The 21214-nt window shown below is 73.7% G+C and carries 18 protein-coding genes and 1 pseudogene; 12 read left to right on the forward strand and 7 right to left on the reverse strand.

The window, feature by feature from the left end:
• The first annotated feature begins 411 nt into the window (after positions 1-411).
• Complete coding sequence (locus tag IF30_RS0127045; RefSeq protein WP_051711269.1) at positions 412-951, forward strand: hypothetical protein; 540 nt, start codon at positions 412-414, stop codon at positions 949-951.
• 39 nt (positions 952-990) lie between these two features.
• Here the strand turns inward: IF30_RS0127045 and IF30_RS0127050 are convergent, their stop codons facing one another.
• Positions 991-1446, reverse strand: a complete 456-nt coding sequence (locus IF30_RS0127050) for a DinB family protein (RefSeq protein WP_051711301.1) — start codon at positions 1444-1446, stop codon at positions 991-993.
• A 426-nt stretch (positions 1447-1872) separates the two neighbouring features.
• Between IF30_RS0127050 and IF30_RS0127055 the strand changes: the two genes are divergently transcribed.
• Positions 1873-2748 (forward strand): class I SAM-dependent methyltransferase, encoded by an 876-nt coding sequence (locus IF30_RS0127055; protein WP_234322858.1) that lies wholly within the window; start codon positions 1873-1875, stop codon positions 2746-2748.
• A 90-nt stretch (positions 2749-2838) separates the two neighbouring features.
• On the opposite strand, the gene IF30_RS0127060 is transcribed toward IF30_RS0127055, so the two are convergent.
• Together IF30_RS0127060 and IF30_RS0127065 are read right to left on the reverse strand one after the other, a co-directional pair.
• Positions 2839-3267 (reverse strand): DUF7144 family membrane protein, encoded by a 429-nt coding sequence (locus IF30_RS0127060; RefSeq protein WP_030243277.1) that lies wholly within the window; start codon positions 3265-3267, stop codon positions 2839-2841.
• A gap of 377 nt (positions 3268-3644) precedes the next feature.
• The gene (locus tag IF30_RS0127065) at positions 3645-4946 is read right to left on the reverse strand and encodes a hypothetical protein (RefSeq protein WP_234322859.1); all 1302 of its coding nucleotides are present in this window, start codon (positions 4944-4946) and stop codon (positions 3645-3647) included.
• Between the two features lie 359 nt (positions 4947-5305).
• On the opposite strand from IF30_RS0127065, the pseudogene IF30_RS42050 reads away from it, so the two are divergent.
• Both IF30_RS42050 and IF30_RS0127075 read left to right on the forward strand, forming a co-directional pair.
• A pseudogene (locus IF30_RS42050) lies at positions 5306-5799 on the forward strand (DUF6325 family protein).
• A gap of 49 nt (positions 5800-5848) precedes the next feature.
• Entirely contained in the window at positions 5849-6127 is a 279-nt protein-coding gene (locus IF30_RS0127075; RefSeq protein ID WP_030243280.1) for an SHOCT domain-containing protein, read from the forward strand.
• Between the two features lie 253 nt (positions 6128-6380).
• On the opposite strand, the gene IF30_RS0127080 is transcribed toward IF30_RS0127075, so the two are convergent.
• Entirely contained in the window at positions 6381-6902 is a 522-nt protein-coding gene (locus IF30_RS0127080) for a hypothetical protein (protein ID WP_051711271.1), read from the reverse strand.
• 308 nt (positions 6903-7210) lie between these two features.
• Between IF30_RS0127080 and IF30_RS0127085 the strand changes: the two genes are divergently transcribed.
• The 4 genes from IF30_RS0127085 (at position 7211) to IF30_RS0127105 (ending at position 14734) form a co-directional block, all read left to right on the forward strand.
• Entirely contained in the window at positions 7211-9040 is a 1830-nt protein-coding gene (locus tag IF30_RS0127085) for a glycoside hydrolase family 15 protein (protein WP_030243284.1), read from the forward strand.
• A 199-nt stretch (positions 9041-9239) separates the two neighbouring features.
• Positions 9240-10649, forward strand: coding sequence for an MFS transporter (locus IF30_RS0127095; protein WP_037901354.1), 1410 nt, complete (start codon positions 9240-9242; stop codon positions 10647-10649).
• 238 nt (positions 10650-10887) lie between these two features.
• A complete protein-coding gene (locus tag IF30_RS0127100; RefSeq protein WP_234322860.1) occupies positions 10888-11778 on the forward strand; it encodes a YhjD/YihY/BrkB family envelope integrity protein in 891 nt (296 codons plus the stop codon).
• Positions 11779-12001: 223 nt separating this feature from the next.
• On the forward strand, positions 12002-14734 hold the full coding sequence (locus tag IF30_RS0127105; protein ID WP_078891729.1) for a LuxR C-terminal-related transcriptional regulator: 2733 nt from the start codon (positions 12002-12004) through the stop codon (positions 14732-14734).
• Positions 14735-14761: 27 nt separating this feature from the next.
• On the opposite strand, the gene IF30_RS43960 is transcribed toward IF30_RS0127105, so the two are convergent.
• Positions 14762-15742 (reverse strand): hypothetical protein, encoded by a 981-nt coding sequence (locus tag IF30_RS43960; RefSeq protein WP_158835512.1) that lies wholly within the window; start codon positions 15740-15742, stop codon positions 14762-14764.
• A gap of 153 nt (positions 15743-15895) precedes the next feature.
• Here IF30_RS43960 and IF30_RS0127115 point away from each other — a divergent pair, with 153 nt between their 5' ends.
• Positions 15896-16297, forward strand: a complete 402-nt coding sequence (locus IF30_RS0127115) for an SHOCT domain-containing protein (RefSeq protein WP_030243291.1) — start codon at positions 15896-15898, stop codon at positions 16295-16297.
• Between the two features lie 4 nt (positions 16298-16301).
• On the opposite strand, the gene IF30_RS0127120 is transcribed toward IF30_RS0127115, so the two are convergent.
• Complete coding sequence (locus tag IF30_RS0127120) at positions 16302-17558, reverse strand: alpha/beta hydrolase (RefSeq protein WP_030243293.1); 1257 nt, start codon at positions 17556-17558, stop codon at positions 16302-16304.
• A gap of 135 nt (positions 17559-17693) precedes the next feature.
• Between IF30_RS0127120 and IF30_RS0127125 the strand changes: the two genes are divergently transcribed.
• Positions 17694-18152: a MarR family winged helix-turn-helix transcriptional regulator gene (locus IF30_RS0127125; protein WP_030243295.1), complete on the forward strand. Its 459-nt coding sequence runs from the start codon at positions 17694-17696 to the stop codon at positions 18150-18152.
• A 47-nt stretch (positions 18153-18199) separates the two neighbouring features.
• Here IF30_RS0127125 and IF30_RS0127130 read toward each other — a convergent pair whose 3' ends face one another.
• Positions 18200-19516, reverse strand: a complete 1317-nt coding sequence (locus IF30_RS0127130; RefSeq protein WP_234322861.1) for an MFS transporter — start codon at positions 19514-19516, stop codon at positions 18200-18202.
• Positions 19517-19794: 278 nt separating this feature from the next.
• On the opposite strand from IF30_RS0127130, the gene IF30_RS0127135 reads away from it, so the two are divergent.
• Both IF30_RS0127135 and IF30_RS0127140 read left to right on the forward strand, forming a co-directional pair.
• Complete coding sequence (locus tag IF30_RS0127135; RefSeq protein WP_030243298.1) at positions 19795-19977, forward strand: hypothetical protein; 183 nt, start codon at positions 19795-19797, stop codon at positions 19975-19977.
• A gap of 41 nt (positions 19978-20018) precedes the next feature.
• Positions 20019-21125, forward strand: coding sequence for an alkene reductase (locus IF30_RS0127140; RefSeq protein ID WP_030243300.1), 1107 nt, complete (start codon positions 20019-20021; stop codon positions 21123-21125).
• Positions 21126-21214: the final 89 nt, after the last annotated feature.

Below are 21214 nucleotides of genomic sequence, written 5' to 3' on the forward strand. Positions count from 1 at the left end.
GGCCTGGACCGGCGAATGCCCCACCTGCCACCGCGAGTTACCCACCACGCGCCAGGCAGGGCACACCCGACCACTTCGGACCTAACGAAGTACTACTAGTGTCCTGCGCCGGAGATCGGTCGGCAGGAGCGGCCGAAGGAGCCGGCCGAAGCAGTCGGCCGGAGCGGTCAGCCGAAGCGGGCGGCAGGATCGGACGGCGGAATCGGGCGGCAGGATCGGGCGGCGACCCGTCCGCCCACCGGGTCGGGGACGACTCGGGGCACCCGTTTGGACTAGGTTGATCCCCGAAACGCACCAGTCGTAGGGACGAGGCGATCGGCTGTCCGGACGGGGCCCGACCGGCTCCTTCGCACTCCGACCGCCCTGCCCCGGCTACCCGCCCCTCTCCGGCCCGCGAAGGGATCAGCAGCTGTGAACCGTACGACCGTAGGTGGGCCGGAGCTCGGGGGCGGCCGGGGCGCCGGTGGCGTCCTCGTCCTCGTCGACCCGTCCGGGGCCGGGAACAGCCCGGTCGCGGAACTGCTCGCGCGGGAGCTGAACCCGAGCGTCCACCTGCGGACGGACGACTTCCTACGGGTCATCCGCAGCGGCCAGCTGCCGCCCCACCTGCCGGAGGCCCGGCGCCAGAACGCCACCGCCCTGGCCGCCGCCGCGCAGGCCGCCTTCGCGTACGCCACCCGCGGCTACCAGGTCGTGGTCGAGTCCCCGGCCGTCCCGGCCGCGCTCGACACCTTCCGCCGGGAGAGCCGCGCCACCGGCGCCGCGCTCCACTACGTGGTGCTCCAGGCCGGCCCGGCCCCGGGCGACGCCTCACCCGCCTCGCCCGCCCCGCACGACTCGCCCGCCACGCCCGCCACGCACGTCCTCGACATCCGTGGCCTCACCCCCGAGAGCACCGCCGAGTCCGTCCTCACCGCCCTCAACCGCCGCACCCACCTCCTCGGCTGGTAGGTCGGCCGGCGAGGGCGCCGGGCGGGGCCCGGCCTCCTCCTACGCCCCCACCACGCCGTCGATCGCCTCCCGCAGGAAGTCCGCGTGCCCGTTGTGCCGGGCGTACTCGTGGATCAGGTGCAGCATCACCAGTCGGAGCGACACGTCGGCCTCCCACCGCGGCTGGTGCCCGGTGACGTCGAGGGTCTCGGCGGCGAGCTCTATTCGCCGGGAGTGCTCGACCTCGGCCTGCCAGGCGGCGAAGGACTCGGCCCGGGTGGCGTCGGCGACGTCGTACGCGACCTGGTAGTCGCTGTCCGACCAGACCAGCGGGAGGTCCTCGGCGTTGATCACCCGCCGGAACCAGGTCCGCTCGACCTCCGCCATGTGCCGCACCAGCCCGAGCAGGCTCAGCGTGGACGGCGGGCTGGAGCGCTGCCGCAGCTGCTCGTCGGTCAGCCCCTCGCACTTCATGGCGAGGGTCGCCCGGTGGAAGTCCAGGAAGCCGCGCAGCATCTCCCGCTCACCACCGGTCAGCGGCGGTACGGGGCGTTCGTCGGGGGTGTTCACGGTGTCGTTCTCCTCAGAGCTCGTGTCAGCGCCGTCAAGCCGGTGGCGGACCGTCAAGCCCGCGTCCGGACCGTCAAACCCGCGTCCGGGCCGTAAGGCCCCGCGTCCGGACCGTCGAGCCCGTGCCAGGACCGTCGGGAATCCTTGCGGACTGTAGCGAACCGGCCGCCCCGACCGCCGGGATTTTCCCGCCGACCGCTCCCGACCGGCCAACACCCCGGTAGCCGCCCCGTGGAGCCGCCTCCGGTGGCTGCCCCCGTGGAGCCGCCCCCGGTCGCGCGGCGGGCGTCCGAGCCCCCTCGGAACACCGCCGCGCCCCTTTCCCACCGACCCCACCGGCCCTTCACGTACCGTGTTCGGACCATCACCGGTTTGGGTACGTACCTCGGCGCGTCCGACGCCCGGGCGCCCACCGAGCAGGAGATCCAGCGGCCCATGGACCACAACCGCATCCCCCCGACCGTCCGCCGGACGTACGGCGTCGACGACCTCAGCACCGCCCCGTCATTCGCCGGCGGGTTCATCAACTTCGGATACTGGCAAGGGATCGACCTCACCGCCCCGACCTCCGAGGACCGGGTGCGCAGCCAGGAGCAGCTCTACCGGCGGGTGCTGCGGGACTTTCCCGAACCGCGCGAACGGCTACGGCTGGCGGAGGTCGGCTGCGGTCGCGGGCTGGGTACGGCGCTGGCGCTGCGGGAGTTCCGCTTCGCCACCGTCACCGGCGTCGACATCCACCCCGACCAGGTCGAACGCGCCCGCGCCGTCAACGCCAGAGCCCTGGCCACCTACCCCGACCGGCTCGCCTACACCCTCGGCTCGGCCGACGAACTCCCCTTCCCCGACGCCTCCCTGGACGGCGTGTACTCCGTCGAGGCCGCCCAGCACTTCCGCGAGCTGACCGGCTTCGCCCGCGAGAGCGCCCGCGTCCTACGCCCCGGCGGCCGGCTCGTCGTCACCACCTTCTTCACCGCCCCCGGCCCCGACGCCACCGAACGCCTCAAGATCCTCCTCGCCGGCTTCGCCGACGGCCTGGACGTCGCCCACCCCCTGACCGGCTTCACGGACGACCTCAGCGCGTCCGGCTTCGCCGACGTCGCCACCGAGTCCATCGGCACCCACGTCTGGCCGGGCCTCGACCGCTACCTCACCGACACCGTCCCCACCGCGCACTGGACCCGCAACTTCCTCACCGCCTGGCGCGACGGCCTGCTCGACTACCACGTCGTCACCGCAGTCCGCCTCTGACCCCGTCGTTCCGGCCCGGATCCCGGACTGCTGTCGGGATCCGGGCCGGAACGCGCGGTCAACGCCCGGGGCAGGCGCTGTCGACGGCGGTCAGACCTCTCTCCTGGTCGTGCCGGCGCACAGCGCCCAGATGACGAAAGCGTCGATCGCGATCAGGACGATGGCCCAGAACGGGTAGTAGGGCAGCCACAGGAAGTTGGCGATCATTCCCAGCCCGGCGACGACGACGCCGACGGCACGGGCCCAGACGGCGCCGCTGAAGAGCGCCACCCCTGCCAGGACGATGACGATCCCGAGGATGAGATGGACCCATCCCCATCCTGCGGTGTTCATCGAGTACGTGTAATGGCGGGTGACGACCAGCAGACCGTCCTTGGCGATGGCGGAGATCCCCTGGAGGATCCCCATGATTCCGCCGGCGATCAGCATGATCCCGGCGAACACGGTCCACCCGGTCGCGAACGGACGCTGCTCGGGAACCCGGTCGGTACGGCTGGATCCGGTAACACCGCTGGTCATGGCAGGGACTCCTTCGATGACGACCGCCTCGCGGGGCAACGGGAGACGGGAGGGAAGAGAAGCGGGGCTCGGTGGCTCCGGTGAGCCACCCGGCCGGCTCCCGACCGGCACTGTCGGGGATCGGGGGAATCGATGACGCGGAGCGGAGCGGGGGCTCGGCGAAGGTCCGCGGGACACCGAGGAGACCGGATCCCGCTTGGTGTGCGCGTGCGGCCCGGTGGACTTCGCGGGGGCGCGCCGGCGGGCGACGGCCGTGGGGCCCGGAACAGAAGCCCTACGTTCACCGTAGACCCGATCCTCGGCCCGGTCCTGGGCCGGACGGCCCGCGACGGCGGACCCCTCGTCCCTCGTGTCGGGGGGCGGTCGACGGCCGCTGCTCACTCGGCGGTGCTCTCACCAGCGCTCCCGGCCCCGCCCGGACCAGCCCCACCCGGACCGGCCCCGCCCTGAGCGATCCCGTCCTGAGCGGCCCTGTCCGCACCGGCCCGTCCGGAGGCGGCGAGCAGGGCCAGGACGGCGAGTACCGCGAGGAGTACCAGGACGAGCAGGAGCACCGTCAGCACGGTCGGGTGGTTCCACAGGGCGAACACCAGGGCCAGGACCAGCAGCACCACGAGGACGAGCAGGCGCCGGTGGGCGTCGGTCCAGGTCCCGGCCCGTCCGGTGCGCACCCCGTGCGCGTCGCCCCAGCGGGCGGCGGAGTAGGCGGCGCGGTCCGCCCCGCCGCGGACGGCGCGCGGCAGCCTCCCCGCACCGGAGAGGTACGCGCCGAGTGCCACCACCACGCCCAGGACGATCGCGGTGCGCAGGCTGATCCGCAGGAAGTGCAGCAGCGTGTCGAAGACCGCCGCCGCGGCGGGCGGGGACTGCACGGCCGGCGGCAGGTGGTCGAGGTAGTAGCGGCGGGCGACCACCAGGGCGATGGCCACCAGCAGGCAGGCGCCGGCCGCGCCGAGGGCCGTGGTCACCAGGGCCCGGCGTCTGCGCCGCGCCAGCACGACGCCGATCGCGCCCAGCAGCACGGTGAGGACGGGCATCCAGTTGCCGAGCACGTCGAGTGCGTGCGCGGCCCCGCGGGCTTTCGCCAGCTTGTCGGATTGGAACAGCACCAGTTGCTTGTCCACGTCCGGGATCTTCTCCGCCGGGGTCAGGCCCGCGGCCACCAGCTGGTCCTTGAGCCGGTCGACGGCCGTGCCGACGTCGAGGGTGACGGTGCCGTCGGTGACCTGGACGGCGCCCCGGCCGTGGCCGGTGAGGGCCTGGACGACGGCGGCGTGGGCGGCGCGGTTCGCCTGGGTCCAGACGGTGGCGAAGGTGTCGCTGTGCACGACCCGGGTTGCGGCCTGGGTGACCACCTGGTCCACCGCGTCGTCGAGTTTGGGCCCGAGCGACTTGACCGCCGCGGCGGCCCTGGGCGGCAGGCCCTGGGACTGCAGCCACGCGGCCAGATCGGAGGTGACCGCCTGGCCGTCCACCTTCACGTCCACCGCGTGCGTGATCCGGTTGACCGCGGCGTCCTGGATCGCCGGATTCGTCGCCAGCGGCGCCATCGTGGAGACGTACCGGTCGGTGTCCAACGCGATGTCGTGCACCCAGACGGTGAGCAGCGAGACCGGCACCAGGATGCAGGTCAGCGTGATCAGCACGGCCGAGACGGCGCTCATGACGATGCCGCCCACCCGGGAACGGTGCCTGGGCTCCGCGCGTACGCTCCGGTTCGCCGGCTCGCCCGCGGGGGGCTCCGGCGGAGGGGGTTCCACTGGCCCGTTCAACTGTTCTCCCGGCGGTCGGCACGCGGCCGTGTCGCCGCTGTTCCCCATTCACACCGCACGGCCGGTCACCCGGCACCCCGGACTGGGCTGCCCGGAGGAGGAACCGCGGTGACGGAACGACGCCTGGGCCGTCGCCGCGCGGTCCCGGCCCCGGGCCGCGTCCTCACCCCGGGGAGGTGATCCGCGGGCGGGTGGCGGCCCGTAGCGTCGAACCGGCGCCGGGCCGCCGGGCCGGGCGCCGGACTCCGCGTGGAAGGAGCACCGCCATGGCCGAGGACGTCCTCGCCGAGACCGGGCCCGTCGACTACCTGGTGGTCGAGTTCCCCGGCAACCGCATGACCGGGGAGGGCTTCCGATCCTGGTCGACCTCGTGGACCGGGGTGTGATCCGGATCCTGGACTTCGCGTTCGTACGCAAGGACGCCGACGGCACCGTCACGGGGATGGAACTGACCGACTTCGACGGCGACGGTCGCCTGGACCTGGCCGTCTTCGAGGGCGTCGGCTCGGGCCTGCTCGGCGCCGACGACCTGGACGAGGCCGCCGCGGTCCTCGAACCCGGGAACTCGGCCGGGGTGCTCGTCTACGAGAACACCTGGGCGGCGCCGTTCGCCACCGCCCTGCGCCGGGGCGGCGCCCGGGTCGTCGCCAGCGGCCGGGTGCCCCTGCCGGACCTGCTGCGTTCCCTGGACGACCTGGAGGGCATCGCCGGGGCGGATCCGTCGGACGGTTCCGCCCCCGGGGCGTCCGTCACCGGGTGAGCCGCAGGGACACCACGGAGGGGAAGCCAACAGAGAGGAAGGACGAGTCATGCCCGGACTACTGCGAGGTGTCGCGCGCACCGCCGTCGTCGCGGGAACGGCGACCGCCGTGTCCAACCGGGTCTCCCGCCGTCAGGCGGGTCGGTGGGCCCAACAGGACATGGCGGCCGAACCCGCGCCGCCGCCCCCGCCGCCGCCTGCCGCGCCCACGACGACGAGCATGGACGACAGGATTGCCCAACTGCAGAAACTCGCGCAGCTGAAGGAGCAGGGAGTCCTCACCGACGAGGAGTTCACGGCCCAGAAGCAGCGACTCCTCGCGGGCTGACGGCCGGGGCCGGGCGCCGGCGTCCACCGGACCCGACGTCCGGCCGGTGTCCCGGCACCCCGGGACCGGGCCGGTGGGAGCACCGGCCCGGCGTGTTCACGCCGCGGAGCCGGGCCCGGCCCCCTGCTCGCCCCGGGTGATGTCCGGGTGATGCCAGTGCCCCGGGGTGAGGTCGGTGCCCCGGGGGTCAGTGGCCGTCCGCGGTGATGCCAGTGCCCCTCCGCGGTGAGGTCAGTGCCCCTCCGCGGTGAGGTCAGTGCCCGAGCGCCGCCTTGGCCGCCACGATGACCAGCCCGAGGAGCAGGTTCACCAGGCCCTCGACGGCAGTCTGGCCCGAAGTGGCGCCCGCCCGGCGGGCGCCCAGCGTCGCCCAGGCCACCTGCTGCGCCACGGCGACACCGAGGGCGAGCCAGGCGTTCTCGCCCGCACCGAGCCAAGGGCTGACCAGCACGGCCAGGGCGGGCAGCGCCGACGCCTCGACGAGCGGCCACTCGTGCCGGGCGACCTGCCGCACCGTCCGCCACCTGACCCGGCGACCGACCTCGCGCTCTCCGGCCACCTGCGCGTAGACGTGGGCGATCCAGAAGACGACCCCGGTGATCACCAACAGCAGGATCAACGTCAGCCGCGGGTGCGGCTCGTGGACACCGGAGGCGGCGATCACGGACGCGGCCAGCATCGAACCGTAGACCGCGCCGGCGTAGTCCGTCCGGCTTCCACGCCCGTCCGGAACCGGTCCGGGCAGGGCCGGGGTACGACTTCGGGACGTTGTCACGGCATCTCCTCCGTCGCTGTCGCCTCCCTCGCCGCGCGGCTCCTCCTCCCCGCACCCCGCCACGCGGCAACCCCCTCGCCGGGCCGGTGACGACCGGCGGCCTGATCCGATTCTCGCCGCTTTCCCGGGGCCCCGCCTCCCCCCGGCAGGTGGGTGGTGTGCGCTCGCCCGGCAGGTGGGTGGTGTGCGCTCGCCGTACCGCCGGACGGCCTCCGGCCCCGCTCACCCACACCGGGTGATCCCCGGGCCGGCCGCCGTCCGTACCGTGGCGGCGAAGGCTGTTTCCGCCGTCCGCCGGGGAGCGCTCCATGAACCCTTACCCTCCGATCGCCGAGCACGGGGTCATCGGCGACCTGCAGACCGCCGCGATCGTGTCCACCGACGGTGACATCGACTGGTGGTGCACCCCCCGGTTCGACTCCCCCAGCCTCTTCGCCTCACTGCTGGACCATGCCAAGGGGGGCCGCTGCAAGCTCGCCGTCGACCAGGAATCGGTGCCCGACGCCCAGGTGAAGCAGCTCTACCTGGCCGGCACGGCCATCGTGATCACCCGCTTCCTCGCCCCGCAGGGAGTGGCGGAAGTCGTCGACTTCATGCCCCCCGACACCTCCTCGACCCCCAGCGACCAGCACCGGATCATCCGCACGGCCCGGGTGGTGCGCGGAAGGGTGCCCTTCCTGCTGGAGTGCCGGCCCCGCTTCGACTACGGCCGCGCCGCGCACCGCCTCACGCTGGCGGACGAACGCAACGCGGTACTCCGAGGTCCGGACCGGGAACTGTGCGTGCAGGCCACCGAGCCGGTCGTCCTCCGCCCGGACGGCTCCGACGTCACCGCGCGGTTCACCCTGGGCGCCGGAGAGATGGCCACCGTGCTGCTGACCTCCCGCTCGCCGGACGGCCCGTTGCCCCCCGCGCCCAGTGACGCGGACACCGTCGCCGCCTTCGACGCCTGCCGGAAGTTCTGGTACGACTGGATCAAGTCATCGAACTACCGGGGCCGTTGGCGCCAGATGGTGGACCGCTCGGCGATCACGCTCAAGCTGCTCAGCTACCACCCGAGCGGCGCGCTGATCGCCGCCGCGACCATGGGACTGCCGGAACAGGTCGGTGGCGAGCGGAACTGGGACTACCGCTACACCTGGATCCGGGACGCCTCGCTCTCCGTCCACACCCTCATCGGCCTGGGCTTCCGTGACGAGGCCCTGGCCTTCCGCCGGTGGGTCCGCGACCGGATCGAGAGCGCGGGCGCGAGCGGGGAACGACTCCAGATCATGTACCGCATCGACGGCGACCCGCACCTGACCGAGGAGTCCCTCCCCCAGTGGGAGGGCTACCGCGGCTCGTTCCCGGTGCGGGCCGGAAACGCCGCCGCCGACCAGCTCCAGCTCGACATCTACGGCGAGGCCGCCTACGCGTTCGGCGCCGACGAGAGCGACATGGGGGCGCTGCGCGGCTGGGAGGCCTTCCGTCGGCTCGTGGACTGGCTGACCGAGCAGTGGGACCGCCCGGACGAGGGCATCTGGGAAACCCGCGGCGGGCGCCAGGACTTCACCTACAGCCGCCTGATGTGCTGGGTGGCCTTCGACCGCGCCGTCCGCCTCGCCCGGAAGTTCGCCCGCCCCGCGGACCTGACCCGCTGGACCTCGGAACGCGACGACATCCTGCGCCAGATCCTGCAACGCGGATGGAGCCCCAAGCGCGAAGCCTTCACCCAGCACTACTCCACCGACGTCCTGGACGCCTCGCTGCTGCTCATGCCCAAGGTCGGCTTCCTCTCCCCCACCGACCCGTCCTGGCTGTCCACGCTCGACGCCATGAACGAGGAACTGGTCCAGGACAGCCTGGTCTACCGCTACGACCCGGCCGCCTCCCCCGACGGGCTGAGCGGCTCCGAGGGCACCTTCAACCTCTGCTCCTTCCTCTACGTCGAGGCACTGGCCCGGGCGGGCCGGGTCGACCAGGCCCGCTACGCGTTCGACAAGATGCTCACCTACGCCAACCACGTCGGCCTGTTCGCCGAGGAGATCGGCCCCTCCGGAGAGCAACTGGGCAACTTCCCGCAGGCGTTCACCCATCTCGCGCTCATCGACGCGGCGGTCGCCCTCGACGAGGCACTCGACCGCCAAGGGGCCGCCTGACCCCACCGTGAGCGGTGGCCCGACGGGCCTCCGAGGAGTCCGAAAGGAAACGGCGCGTGACTTCGCTTCCCCGCCCGGTACGGCGCCGCACGAACCTGCTGCCGTCCTACGGAGTCACGATGATCCGCCCGGCCTCGTCCGACGGGTCGGACGGCGGGTCGGACGACGGGTGGGACACAGCCGAGGAGAGGAACCGGGAATGACCGGCACAGTCACCGCCCCCGCCGCCACCGGACGCCGCGTGCTGATCCCCCTGGCACTCGCCCAGTTCATCTGCAGCTTCGCCGGCTCCAGCATGAACGTGATGATCAATGACATCAGCACGGACCTGGGCACCAGCGTCCAGGGCGTCCAAGTGGCCATCACCGTCTTCCTGTTGGTGATGGCCGCCCTGATGATCCCCGGCGGCAAGCTCACCGACCGGTGGGGCCGCAAGCGCTGCCTGATGGCCGGTCTCATCACCTACGGAGTCGGCGCCGTGCTGAGTGCGGCCGCGCCCGGACTCGGTGTCCTCATCCTCGGCAACTCCATCCTGGAAGGCGTCGGCACGGCTCTGCTGATCCCCCCGGTGTACATCCTGACCACGCTGCTGTTCACCGGTACCGCCGCCCGCGCCCGCGCCTTCGGGACCATCATGGCCCTGGGCGGTATCGGCGCGGCAGCGGGGCCGCTCCTCGGCGGTGTGCTCACCACCGCCGTCGACTGGCGGGCCAACTTCGCCTTCCAGGCCGTGATCGTGGGCCTCATCGTGCTGCTCACCCGCAAGCTGGAGGATCCGCTCCCGGCCGACCCCACCCGACCGTTCGACACCGTCGGCGCCGTCCTGTCCGCGGCCGGCCTGATCCTGCTGGTCACCGGAATCCTCGCCGCGGACAACAACACCTGGCTGATGATCGCCCTCCTCCTGGCCGGCGCGGCCGTGCTGGCAGGCTTCTTCCGCTGGATCCGCCGGCTGGAACGCGCCGGACGCGAACCGCTGCTGGCGACCAGCCTCTTCCACAACCGCACCTCGAACCTCGGCCTGGTGACCCAGAACGCCCAGTGGCTCGTCCTGATGGGCGTCTCGTTCACCGTCGGCGCCTACCTCCAGGTGGTCCGTGGCTACAGCGCCATCGCCACCGGGGGGGTCTTCACCTCCGCCACCGTCGGCCTCCTCGCCACCTCGCTCGCCGCCGAACGCCTGGCCGAGCGCCGCGCCCAGCGCACCCTGATCGTGACGGGTTTCGCCACCACCACCGTCGGCATCCTCGTCCTGCTCCTCCTGGTACGCGCCGTCGACTCCGTCTGGGCCTTCACGCCCGGGCTCCTGCTGATCGGACTGGGCATCGGCCTGATGCTCACCCCCTCGGTCAACATCGTGCAGTCCGCCTTCCCCGACAGCCGTCAGGGCGAGATCTCCGGACTCTCCCGCAGCGTCTCCAACCTCGGCTCCTCGATCGGCACCGCCGTCGCCGGCACCATCCTGGTCGCCGAACTCACCCGGAACAGTTACGCGGTGGCCACGGCGGTGCTGGCGCTCTGCGGTGTCATCGGGCTCTGTGCGGCGCTGTTCCTGCCCCACGACCGGGCCACGGCGGCGCACGCGCCCGCGCCCGGCCGACACCGGTGAACACGACTCCGCGCACCGGGTCCCACCGGGTTCCCGGGTGACCGAGCGGCCCTGCGCGTGCAGACCGGAGGCCGACTCCGCCCCGGGGCCTTGCGCCGAACGGCGGCCCGCCCGAAATGCCGCCCACCGCGGCATCGCCCAGTCTTGGACCTGATCGGAAGTGCCCGTACGGGGAGCGGCCCCCGGTGGCGAGCCGCAGCGGCGGCCCGGCTGCCGACACCGACGCGAGGAGAGCGGAGTGGCGCGACAGCGTGGTCACCCCAGCCGCGCCGACCGGCTCCGCGCCGGATCCGCCTGGCTGCAGGGCCGCACGGTCACGCTGCGTGATGCCCCGTTCCCGCGCCGGCTCGCGGCGCAGCTGCTCCACATCCACGTCCTGGACACCGCCACCCGCCTCGCGGCGCAGACGTTCCTGACGGCCGTACCGGTGCTGTTCGTGATGGCCGCCTTCATGCCCCAGGAGGTGCGCAACAGCGTCTCCGACTCCCTGCGCACCGTCCTGGGCCTCCAGGGCGCCTCGCTCGACGACGTCAAGCAGGTGCTCCGGCCCAGCGGCCAGAGCGGGACCACCGACGCCTTCGGAGCCGTCGGGATCCTGGTGACGCTGCTGTCGGCGACGAGCTGCAGCCGCATCCTGCAACGCCTGTGCGAGCGGTCCTGGCACCTGCCCCACCTGTCGGGACGGCTGGCGGCGTGGCGGTGGCTCACCTGGCTGCTGGTGTGGCTCGCCGCGCTGGTCATCCAGGGGAAGGTGCGGGAGGGGTTCGGCGCGGGCGAGGCGCTCGGGATCGTCCTCTACCTGGTCACCGCCGTGCTGCTCTGGTGGTGGACGCAGCACCTGCTGCTCGGCGGCCGCGTCCCCTGGCCGCCGCTGTTGCCGGGGGCGGTGCTGACCGGTGCCGGACTGACGGTGCTCGCCGGGGCGGCGCAGCTTTACGTGCCCCGTTCGCTGAACCGCAGCGTGGCCCAGTTCGGCCCGCTCGGTCTCGTCTTCACCCTGCTCAGCTGGCTGATCGTGGTGTTCACGGCCGTCACGCTCGGTATCGGCATCGGGTACGTGGTGGCGGGCCAGGGCCGGCTGGCCCGGCTGCTGGGGACTCCGGAGCCGGGCGCGGAGCACGAGGAGTGAGGCCGCCCGGCGGCGGTCACCGCGGGTGACGGGAGCCCCCGCCGGACCCGTTCGGCCCGGGCCCTGCGGCTGCGATCCGGGCCCGTCCGGCCGGGGACGGCCGGACCGGGCGGCCCCACCGGCGGGACCGCCCGCCCCGTTGCCGGGCCCGGCCGGGTCGGAAAGGATGGGAATCGTCCGTGATCCGCGCCGCCCGCGCGCCGCCCTCCCTGAGGTGAGCACCATGGCCCTCAGCCCAGCCCTCGGGCTCCCTGCCCGCCCGGTGAACGGCGCTCGACGCGGCCCCGCCCCGACGTCTCCGGCTCCCCGGATACCCGGCGGCGAACCGGTGCTCGCGGCCCGCTTCGCCGTGCCCGCGACGCCGGAGACGTTCGTCCGAAGACCGCGCCTGGCCGACCGGCTCACCGAAGGCCTGCGGACGCCCCTCGTGTTGGTGAACGGCCCCGCGGGCGCCGGAAAGACCCTGCTCGTCGCCGACTGGCTGACCACGGGGCCACCGCCCGGCTCCGCGGTCTGGCTCACCGTGGAGCGGGAGGACAACGCACCCGGGGTCTTCTGGGCCTACCTGCTGGAAGCCGCCCGGCACCACGGCGTCGTCCTGCCGGACGACATCGGCCGTCCCTCCCGGGCCGACGAGGTCGATCACTCGCTGCTGGCCCGGCTCGCCGCCCACCTGAGCCTCCTGCCGGAACCCGTGGTCCTGGTGCTCGACGAGTTCGAGCACGTGTCCTGCGGCGAGGTGGCCGACGGACTCCAGTTCCTGCTCGCCCACGCCGGCTCCGGCCTGCGCCTGGTGCTGATCAGCCGGACGGAGCCGCTCCTGCCGATCCACCGGTACCGGGCCTCCGGCGGGGTCACCGAGGTCCGGGCCGCCGACCTCGCCTTCCGACCGGAGGAGGCCGCCGCGCTGCTGCGCCGACACGGTCTGGACCTCCCCGCGGAGAGCTCCCGCTCACTGACCGAGCGGACCGGCGGCTGGGCGGCCGGTCTGCGACTGTCGGCCCTGGCCGCCCAGGGCGCCGCGGATCCGGCGGCCCACCTGGAGGAGTTCGAGCCCGGCCGGAGCACGGTCGCGGACTTCCTGCTCGCCGAAGTCCTCGACACCCAGCCCGCCGAGACCCAGGACCTCCTTCTGCGGACGAGCGTCCTGGAGCGGATCCACCCCGAGCTCGCGGACGCCCTGACCGGCCGGACGGACGGCGCGCGGATCCTCGCGGCCCTCGCTCGCGCCAACGCCTTCGTCGAGCCCGTCGGGCACTCCTGGTACCGGTGCCACCCGCTCTTCGCCGAAGTCCTGCGCGTCCACCTGGCGGCGCGGAGCCCGGGGCTGGAGCGGGAGCTCCACCGCGGGGCCGCCCGGTGGCTGGCCGGGGCGGGGCGGCTCACGGACGCGCTGCCGCACGCCGCCGCGGCCGGCGACTGGGCGTTCGCCGCGCAGCAGGTCGTCGACCACCTGGCCATCGGCCGGCTGTTCACCGGCCGCGACGCGGAGCGGCTGGACGCCCTGTTCGCCGGGATGGCCCCCGACGTGCGGGGCCCGGCCCCGGAGCTGCTCCGGGCGGCACGCGACCTCGCCCACCACGACGTGGACAGCGGTTTCGAACACCTCCGGCACGCCGAGGCGCTTCTGGCCCGGCAACCCGGTGAGGACGACTCGGCGGCACTGCTCACCGCGGCCCAGCTGCGGGTGCTGGCGGGCCGCCTGCTCGGTTCGGCCGCCCTGGCCCGGGCCGCCGCCGAACAGGCGGAACGGTGGGAGGAGCGCGTTCCGCCCGAACTGCTGGCCGAACACCCGGAGTTGCCCGCGCTGCGGCTCAACGACCTCGGCTCGGTGCTGCTCTGGGAGGGCAGCCTGGCAGCCGCCGGCGCGGCGTCGACGGCCGCGGCGAGGACGGCCGACGGGGCCACCACCGCCGGTCCGCGGCAGGAAGCACTCGCCCGCCTCGCCTTGATCGATCTGCTCGACGGGCGGCCGGGCCGGTCCGAGGCCCGCCTGCGGAAGGCGGCGGCCGAAGCCGAACGCGCCGGCCTGCCGCCGGTCTCCCGCACCGGGGTCGGCCGGCTCGTGCAGGCCGCGCTCGCCGTCGACCGCGGGGACCTGTCCGCGGCGCGCGCGGCGGTCGACCGGGCCGCCGGGTCGACGGGGGTCTGCCCCGACCCCGCGGTCGCCGCCGGACTGGCGATCGTCCGGGCGAGGATCCTGCTGGCCGGCGGCCACGCCCGCGCGGCCGTCGACGCGCTCGGTCCGCTGGCGGAAGGCGGTCCGGCCCGCGCCGGAGCACCGCCCCGCTGGGTGACGGAGGGTGCGGCCCTGGTCCTCTCGGCCGCGCACCTCGCCGACGGTGATCCGGCCGCGGCCCTGGAGGTGCTGGAACGCGGTGGTGCCGACAGCCCGGAGTGCGCCGTCGCCGCCGCACGCGCCCACCTCGCGGCCGGCGACCACCGCAGCGCCCTGCGGGTCCTGGAGCCGATCCCCGACCACGACGGTCACGGGCCCGCGGTCACGGTCCGGGTCCTGCTGGCCAGGTCGCAGGTTGCCGCCGCCCTCGGCGACGAGGTCGGTGCGCTGCGTCTGCTCGCCCGCGCCCTCACGGCCGCCCGGCCGGAGCAGGTGCGACGACCGTTCCGGGAGGCCGGGCCGTGGCTGCGGCGGCTGATCCGCACCCGGCCGGCGCTGGTGGACTCCCACGGCTGGCTCCCCGCCGACCTCCTGCCGGGCCTGCCGGCCACCGGAGGCCGGGACGCCGCGCCGCCGGATCCGGTGGAGCCGCTGAGCGGCCGCGAACTCGACGTCCTGGAACAGGCGGCCCACATGCTGTCCACCGACGAGATCGCCGCGGAGCTGTTCCTCTCGGTGAACACGGTCAAGACCCACCTCAAGAGCATCAACCGGAAGCTCGCCGTCTCCGGTCGCAGCAGAGCCGTTCGGCGGGCGCGGGAGCTGCGGCTGATCTGACCTCAGGACCGCGGCGCGGAGGGGTGCTCAGTCCTGCCGGGCACCGTTCCCGGGCCGCCCCCGGGCCGCCCGGGAGGGGCTGGTCCGGTGGGAACGGAAGGAGTACCAGCCGGCGACCACCGTGCTCAACCCGAGCAGCAGCAGGAACATCGCGAGCAGAGCGTTGTCGGCGACCCGCACCCCGGTGAGCAGGACGACCACCACCGCCCCCGCCGTGGTCAGGCACGCCAGCCCGGTCCGCAGCACCACCAGGAGCAGGCCGGGACGCAGCACGGACCTGTTCCGGGTGCGGACCTCCTCCGCTTCGGCGTCCGCCAACCCGAACCGGAGGAGGGCGCGGTCCGCGAGCTGCGTGGTGGCGCGACGGTACATCTCGGCGCAGGCGGGCACCCAGACGAACGGGATGACCGTCCCGACGACCATCAGCACCCCGATGCCGGTCCAGCCCAGCCACTTGCGCACCCGGCCCCGCGTCGAGGTGTCGGGGGCCACCAGGCCGATCAGGTACGCCTGGCGGCGGACGACGGCCGCCCAGGAGCCCCCGCTCGTGCCGCCCGGACCAGCCGCTGCTGCGCTCCGCAGGGCCTCCCTCGCCGCCTCGGGCGTCCGATGCACCCCCTGCACCAGCAGGACCTCCACCACCGCGTCGTCACCGCAGGGATCGACACCGGCCAGGGCGCCCAGCTCCAGCACCATCCGCAGCTGGGCGAGCAGAGCGGCGACGAAGGCGACCGGCAGCAGGAGCACGAAGGGGCCGCCGAGGAAGGAGCCGTCCACCACTGACCGGCGCACCCCCCGGCTGACGACCCGCTCGGTGATTTCCTCGCGGGCGGCCCCCGCCCGCTCCGACGCGCGTGCTTCCGTCGTCGTGGCGGCCGCCTGGGGCCCGAGGTACTCCACCGCGAGGGCGGCCAACCGCTCGGGCATCCGGGCGGGGTCCGCGCGAACCGTCCGCAGCACGTCCACCAGACCGGGCTGCCGTCGCCGCGCACTCTCCGCTCCGCCCATCAGTCGCAGGATAACCCCGTCGATCAGGGGGCGCGCCGGGCGCGGATTCACCCGGTCCGGGTGATGCCGGGGCGCACCGGAGGCCGGTACATGGACGGTAGACAAGTGACTGCCACGACCTCCGGGGCAGTCCTCGATGTCAGGAGGCCCGCGGTGGACTACCCGCTGCTCGACATCTTCTTCACGACCATGTGGATCTTCCTGTGGATCATGTGGTTCTTCCTCCTGTTCCGTGTCTTCGGAGACCTGTTCCGTGACGACACGCTGACCGGCTGGGGGAAGGCCGGCTGGACCGTCTTCGTGCTCGTCCTGCCGTTCCTCGGCGTGTTCGTGTACCTGATCGCGAGGGGCAAGGGCATGGGCAGGCGCGAGCACCAGCAGGCGGCCGAGGCGGAGCAGCAGTTCCGCAGCTACATCCGGGAAACCGCCGCCGGCGCCCCGGCCTCCGCCAACACCGATCACGTCGACGAACTGGCGCGTCTCGCCGACCTCAAGAGCCACGGCGACATCACCGACGACGAGTACCGGCGCGCCAAGGAGAAGGTGCTCGCCTGACCGTTCAGCTCGTCCGGATCGCCTCCAGGCGGGCCGGGGCAGCGCCGAGCCACCAGGTCGGGTCGGCGCTGCCGTCGGTCGTGCGGCCGTCGCGGTGGACGTAGTGGCGCACATCGCGCCCCGGCTCGGCGAACGCGCCCGCGAGGGCCCGCTCCAGCCACTCGGCGCCGAACCGGAAGGCCTCGGCCGCCACGCCGCCGAGCGGGTGGAACTCGTCCTCGTAGACCCGCAGTTCCTTCGGTGCCGTGATCCGCTCGAAGCTCTCCAGCGCCTGGCCGAGGTCGGTGAGTTCGTCGAACTCCCCGATGCCGTACAGCACCGGGCAGGTGATGCCGGCCACCAGGTCGCCCAGCGGCATCCGGTGGGCGAGGTCGCGGTCGAAGGCCTCCTCGTCGGTGTACCCGGCCATGTACATGTAGTTGTTCTTGAAGGTGGGCTGGGCGCGCTCGAAGATGGTCGCGAAGTCGCCGGTGACGGCTTCGAAGGCGGCCAGCGCGGCCAGCCGCCCGTCGGTGGCGGCCGCCCGCGAGCCCCAGTAGCCGCTCATCGAGATGCCGAACATGCCGATGCGGTCCGCATCGACCTCCGGCAGTCCGGCCAGGTGGTCGAGGTAACGGCCGATGGCCCGCTCGTAGTTGGCGAGGTCGACGGTGAGTCCGCCGGCCCGGCTCTCGCCCTGGCCCGGCCCCTCGATGGACAGCGCGACCATTCCGCGGGAGGTGTAGTACCGCTCGGCCGCCCAGATGTAGTCCTCCTTGATCATGTCCATCCCCGGGCCGAGGATGACGGCCGGCGCGTTCTCGACGGGGCCGGCCGGCAGGTGCAGCAGGGCGAAGATCCGCGAGCCCTCGAAATCCAGCTCCACCCGCCGGACCCGGCCGTCGCGCAGCACACCCAGGCGTCCCACGCAGTGGTTGGCGCGCTCGCGCATGGCCGCCTTGCGCCGGTCGGTCGCGTCGAAGACCGAGTACTGGGCACGTCCCCACATCACGGCGGCCCGCAGGTAGAGGTCGGCGGCGGTCTGCGCGAAGCCGCCGCGCTCGTGGTGGGCGGCGCGCTCCTCGGCCTGGGCGGCCACCGTCGCCCACGCCTTGGGCAGCATCGCGCCGCTGCGGACCAGCGCGAACACCTTCGCGAAGTCGTTGTGGTCGTGGCCCAGCTGCTCCATGGTCCCGACGGCCTCGGGGTGCAGCGCGTCGAAGCCGCCCTGCGCGAGGGCGATGTCCAGGGCCCAGCTCTGGCCGGTCGAACGGACGGTCATGGGGGTTCTCCTTCTCGGCTTGCGGCGATGAACTAAGTACTTAGCCAATAAGTACTTAGCCATTAAGTACTCAAGCTAGGCTCCTGTCAACCGCAGCACCTCCCCCGCCGCACGCCCCCCTCAGGAGAACCGGCCATGGCCGAGCAGCCACCCACTCCCGACCGCGCGCAGGCACTGGACCGCCTGGCCCGCGCCGCCTACCGCCTCAGCGCCTCCGACTCCCGCCTGCGCGGCCGCGCCACCCGCACCCCCGGGGCCCTCTCCCTCACCCATGCCCGCGCCCTGCGCACCCTGGCCGACCAGGGCCCGCTGACCATCAGCCGGCTCGCCGCGGGCACCGAAACCACCGGAGCCGCCACCACCCAACTGGTCAACGGCCTGGTGGCGGCCGGGTACGTGACCCGCACCCGCCCCCCGGACGACAAGCGCTCCGTCGTGGTCACCCTCACCGACGCCGGGCGCGAGCGGCACCGCCAGCGCCAGGAGGCACTCACCGACGCCCTGCACACCGACCTGGGCGACTTCGACGACGACGCCCTCGACCGCGCCGCCGAGGTCCTGCACCGCCTGTCCGCGGTCTACGACCGCCTCTGACGACGCGCCCGCCGCCCCCGTACCGACTCAGCCGACCGCCACCCGACTCAGCCGACCGCCACGCCCGACCCCCGCACCGGCTCGGCCGCCGGCCCGGCCAGGGCCGCCAGTCGGCGCAGGGCGGCCCGGCGCTGGAGCGAGCCGAGCCCGACGGTCGCCACCCCGAGCGCCAGCCAGCCGACCGGGCCGGCCGCCATCACCACACCCGTCAGCAGCAGCGGGCCGGCCGACTTCTGCACCGACTGGGACATCCCGGCCACACCCAGGTAGGAGGCCTGGGCGCGCGGCGGCGCCAGGCTGACCGCCAGCTCCCAGGAGCTCACCGAGCGCAACAGCTCCGCCAGCGTCACCACCATGGCCGCGGCCAGCAGCGCGAGCGAGGCCGTCCACGGCCCGGCACCGGTCGCCGACACGATCAGCAGACAGCCGGCCAGCAGCGCCACCCCGTACCAGCGCACCGCCGCGGCGGCCCCGCGCGGACCGTCCGCCCGGGCCGAGACCCGCAGTTGCAGCAGCACCACGAGCACCGTGTTGAGCACCAGGAAGACCGGGACGACGGCGTGCGGCGCCCCGGTGTGGTGGACGAGCCAGAGCGGCAGCCCGACGTTGAGGATCGAGTCGTCCAGGTTCAGCGGCATGTCCAGCAGCACGAACAGCAGGTATCCGCGGTCGCGCCACGGACTCGGCGCGGGCGCGGCGTCGCCGCTCGGCACGGCCGACGGACCACCGCTCGGCCCGCCTCCGGACGCTGCCGCGACCAGACCGCGCCCGGCCGGCTCCCGGGTGCGCCAGACCAGCACCGCGGCCAGGGCGAAGGAGAGCCCGTTGGCCAGGATCAGCATCCGGTAGGCGGCCGTGGTGCCCACGGCGAGGCCGATCGCCGCGACGCCCGCGCCGACCGCGTACCCGGCGTTGGCCACGCTGCGGAACAGCGCCTGGTAGGTGCCGCGCCGCTCGCCCGCGACCCGGATGGCGAACAGCATCTCCAGGGTCTTGGCCGCCCGCTCGGCCAGGCAGGTCAGGGCGACCACGGGCAGCAGCGCGGCGAAGTCGTCCACCACCAGCAGCAGGCCCATCGTCCCAATCCGCAGCAGGTGGCACCCGATCAGCAGCCACCGCACGGGCACCCGCTCGGCCGCCCGCCCGGCCAGCGGGGATCCGGCGATCCCCGCCACCGCCCCCACACCGAGCAGCAGCCCGAGCCGACCGGCGTCCATCCCGCACACATAGGTGAAGTACAGCACCGAGGCCGCCGCCCACACCCCGGTGCCGGTGCGGTCCACGCACTGCGCCAGCAGCATGATCCGCGCGTCCCGCCCACCCGGCGGCTTGCGCAGTTGTGCCAGCAGTCCGTTCTCCCGCATGGCGAGCTCCCCCGTTGCGTGATCGACATCAATCTCGACGTCAAGATACTTCATGTCGAGATAGGTGCGGAACCCCCGGATCGGACCGCGCCCGCGCGTCCGCGACCGCCACCCACCACCACGCCTGCTGCGACCAGCCCGCCCCGGCCGCCGAGGTCGAGCGACCGACCACCCAGGGCGTCCAACTCGTCCTCAGCTCCTGCGAGTTCAGCGACACCCGCCAACTTCTCCCGGCCGCGCCCGATCCCGGCAACGACCGGAGCACCCTCACCCGGCCGGTGGCGTTCGAGCCCCGCCCCGGCGGCCAGACCTACGCCCTGGACGCCCCGCAGTCCCGCCAGGCGCCGAGCCTTGCCATCACGGCGAACCCGGCCACGCTCCCGCACTCCCCGACGGAGCGCTTCCCTTGCGGGATCGAGGAGTTGATCCCGACCGCAGCAGGGGCTGGGACGGCCCACTGACGCTTGAACCTGACACCGGTGTCAGGTTCTACCGTACCGGCATGACCACCACCACGGAATCCCTGCTCAGCCCGTACCGCCTCGGCTCGCTCGACCTCCCCAACCGCGTCGCGATGGCCCCGATGACGCGGTACCGGGCCGCCGAGGACGGCACGCCGCTGCCCGTCGTCGCCGAGTACTACGCCCAGCGCGCGAGCGCCGGTCTGATCGTCACCGAGGGCATCTGGCCCAGCAGTCGGGGCCAGTCCGAATGGTTCCTGCCCGGCCTGGAGACGCCCGCGCACACGGCCGGCTGGCGCGCGGTCACCGAGGCGGTGCACGCGGCCGGCGGCCGGATCGTCGCCCAGCTGATGCACGGCGGCCGCCAGGGCCACCCGCTCAACCGGCTGCTCGGCGACATCCCTGCCGGGCCCTCCGCCGTCCCCGCACCGGGCCCGGTGCACGTCAAGGACGGCGGCAAGGCCGAGGCCGTCACCCCACGCGAGATGACCCGTGACGAGATCCGCCAGGCCGTCACCGACCACGTCGACGCCGCCCGCAACGCGCTCGCCGCCGGCTTCGACGCCGTCGAACTGCACGGTGCCAACTCCTACCTGATCCACCAGTTCCTGGCCGACAACACCAACCTGCGCACCGACGAGTACGGCCCCGGCACGCTCGCCGACCGTCTGCGCTTCCCGGTCGAGCTGGTCACCGCCGTCGCGGACGCCATCGGCCCGGACCGCCTGGCCCTGCGCCTGTCCCCCGGAAACCCGCAGTTCGGCATGCACGAGGCCGACCCGGCGCCGGTCTACCGGGCACTGCTCGCCGAGCTGGACGGTCTGGGCCTGGCCTACCTCCACCTGACCGACAACGACGACTACCCGGCCCTGGCCGACCTGCGCCCGCGCTGGTCCGGCCCGCTGATCGCCAACGTCGGCGAGAACCGCGCCGCCACCGACCGCGAGCGCGGCGAGGCGGTGCTGGCCGCCGGACTGGCCGACCTGGTCTCCTACGGCCGCGCCTTCATCGCCAATCCGGACCTGCCGGAACGATTCGCCGCCCACGCCCCGCTCACTCCCGTCGACCCCACCCACCTCTACGGCCGGACGGCGACCGGTCTCACCGACTACCCGAAGCTCACCGACTCCTCCGCACTCACCGGCTGACCGCGGCTCACCGACCGGCCGAAGCCCCCCAGGCTTCTCCCCCGACCCGAAATCCCGCGCATCCGCCGAGGCCGAGTCCTACCCTGGGG

This window comes from Streptomyces sp. NRRL S-350, assembly GCF_000719705.1.
Lineage (GTDB): Bacteria > Actinomycetota > Actinomycetes > Streptomycetales > Streptomycetaceae > Kitasatospora.

Bases quoted from the DNA above. Each gene is read 5' to 3' on its own strand.
- IF30_RS0127050 (WP_051711301.1), bottom strand. From the start codon at position 1,446: ATGCTGCGCGGCTTCCTGGACTTCCACCGGGCGACCCTCGCCATGAAG.
- IF30_RS0127060 (WP_030243277.1), bottom strand. From the start codon at position 3,267: ATGACCAGCGGTGTTACCGGATCCAGCCGTACCGACCGGGTTCCCGAG.
- IF30_RS0127075 (WP_030243280.1), top strand. From the start codon at position 5,849: ATGCCCGGACTACTGCGAGGTGTCGCGCGCACCGCCGTCGTCGCGGGA.
- IF30_RS0127085 (WP_030243284.1), top strand. From the start codon at position 7,211: ATGAACCCTTACCCTCCGATCGCCGAGCACGGGGTCATCGGCGACCTG.
- IF30_RS0127095 (WP_037901354.1), top strand. From the start codon at position 9,240: ATGACCGGCACAGTCACCGCCCCCGCCGCCACCGGACGCCGCGTGCTG.
- IF30_RS0127105 (WP_078891729.1), top strand. From the start codon at position 12,002: ATGGCCCTCAGCCCAGCCCTCGGGCTCCCTGCCCGCCCGGTGAACGGC.
- IF30_RS43960 (WP_158835512.1), bottom strand. From the start codon at position 15,742: ATGGGCGGAGCGGAGAGTGCGCGGCGACGGCAGCCCGGTCTGGTGGAC.
- IF30_RS0127120 (WP_030243293.1), bottom strand. From the start codon at position 17,558: ATGACCGTCCGTTCGACCGGCCAGAGCTGGGCCCTGGACATCGCCCTC.
- IF30_RS0127125 (WP_030243295.1), top strand. From the start codon at position 17,694: ATGGCCGAGCAGCCACCCACTCCCGACCGCGCGCAGGCACTGGACCGC.
- IF30_RS0127130 (WP_234322861.1), bottom strand. From the start codon at position 19,516: ATGCGGGAGAACGGACTGCTGGCACAACTGCGCAAGCCGCCGGGTGGG.
- IF30_RS0127140 (WP_030243300.1), top strand. From the start codon at position 20,019: ATGACCACCACCACGGAATCCCTGCTCAGCCCGTACCGCCTCGGCTCG.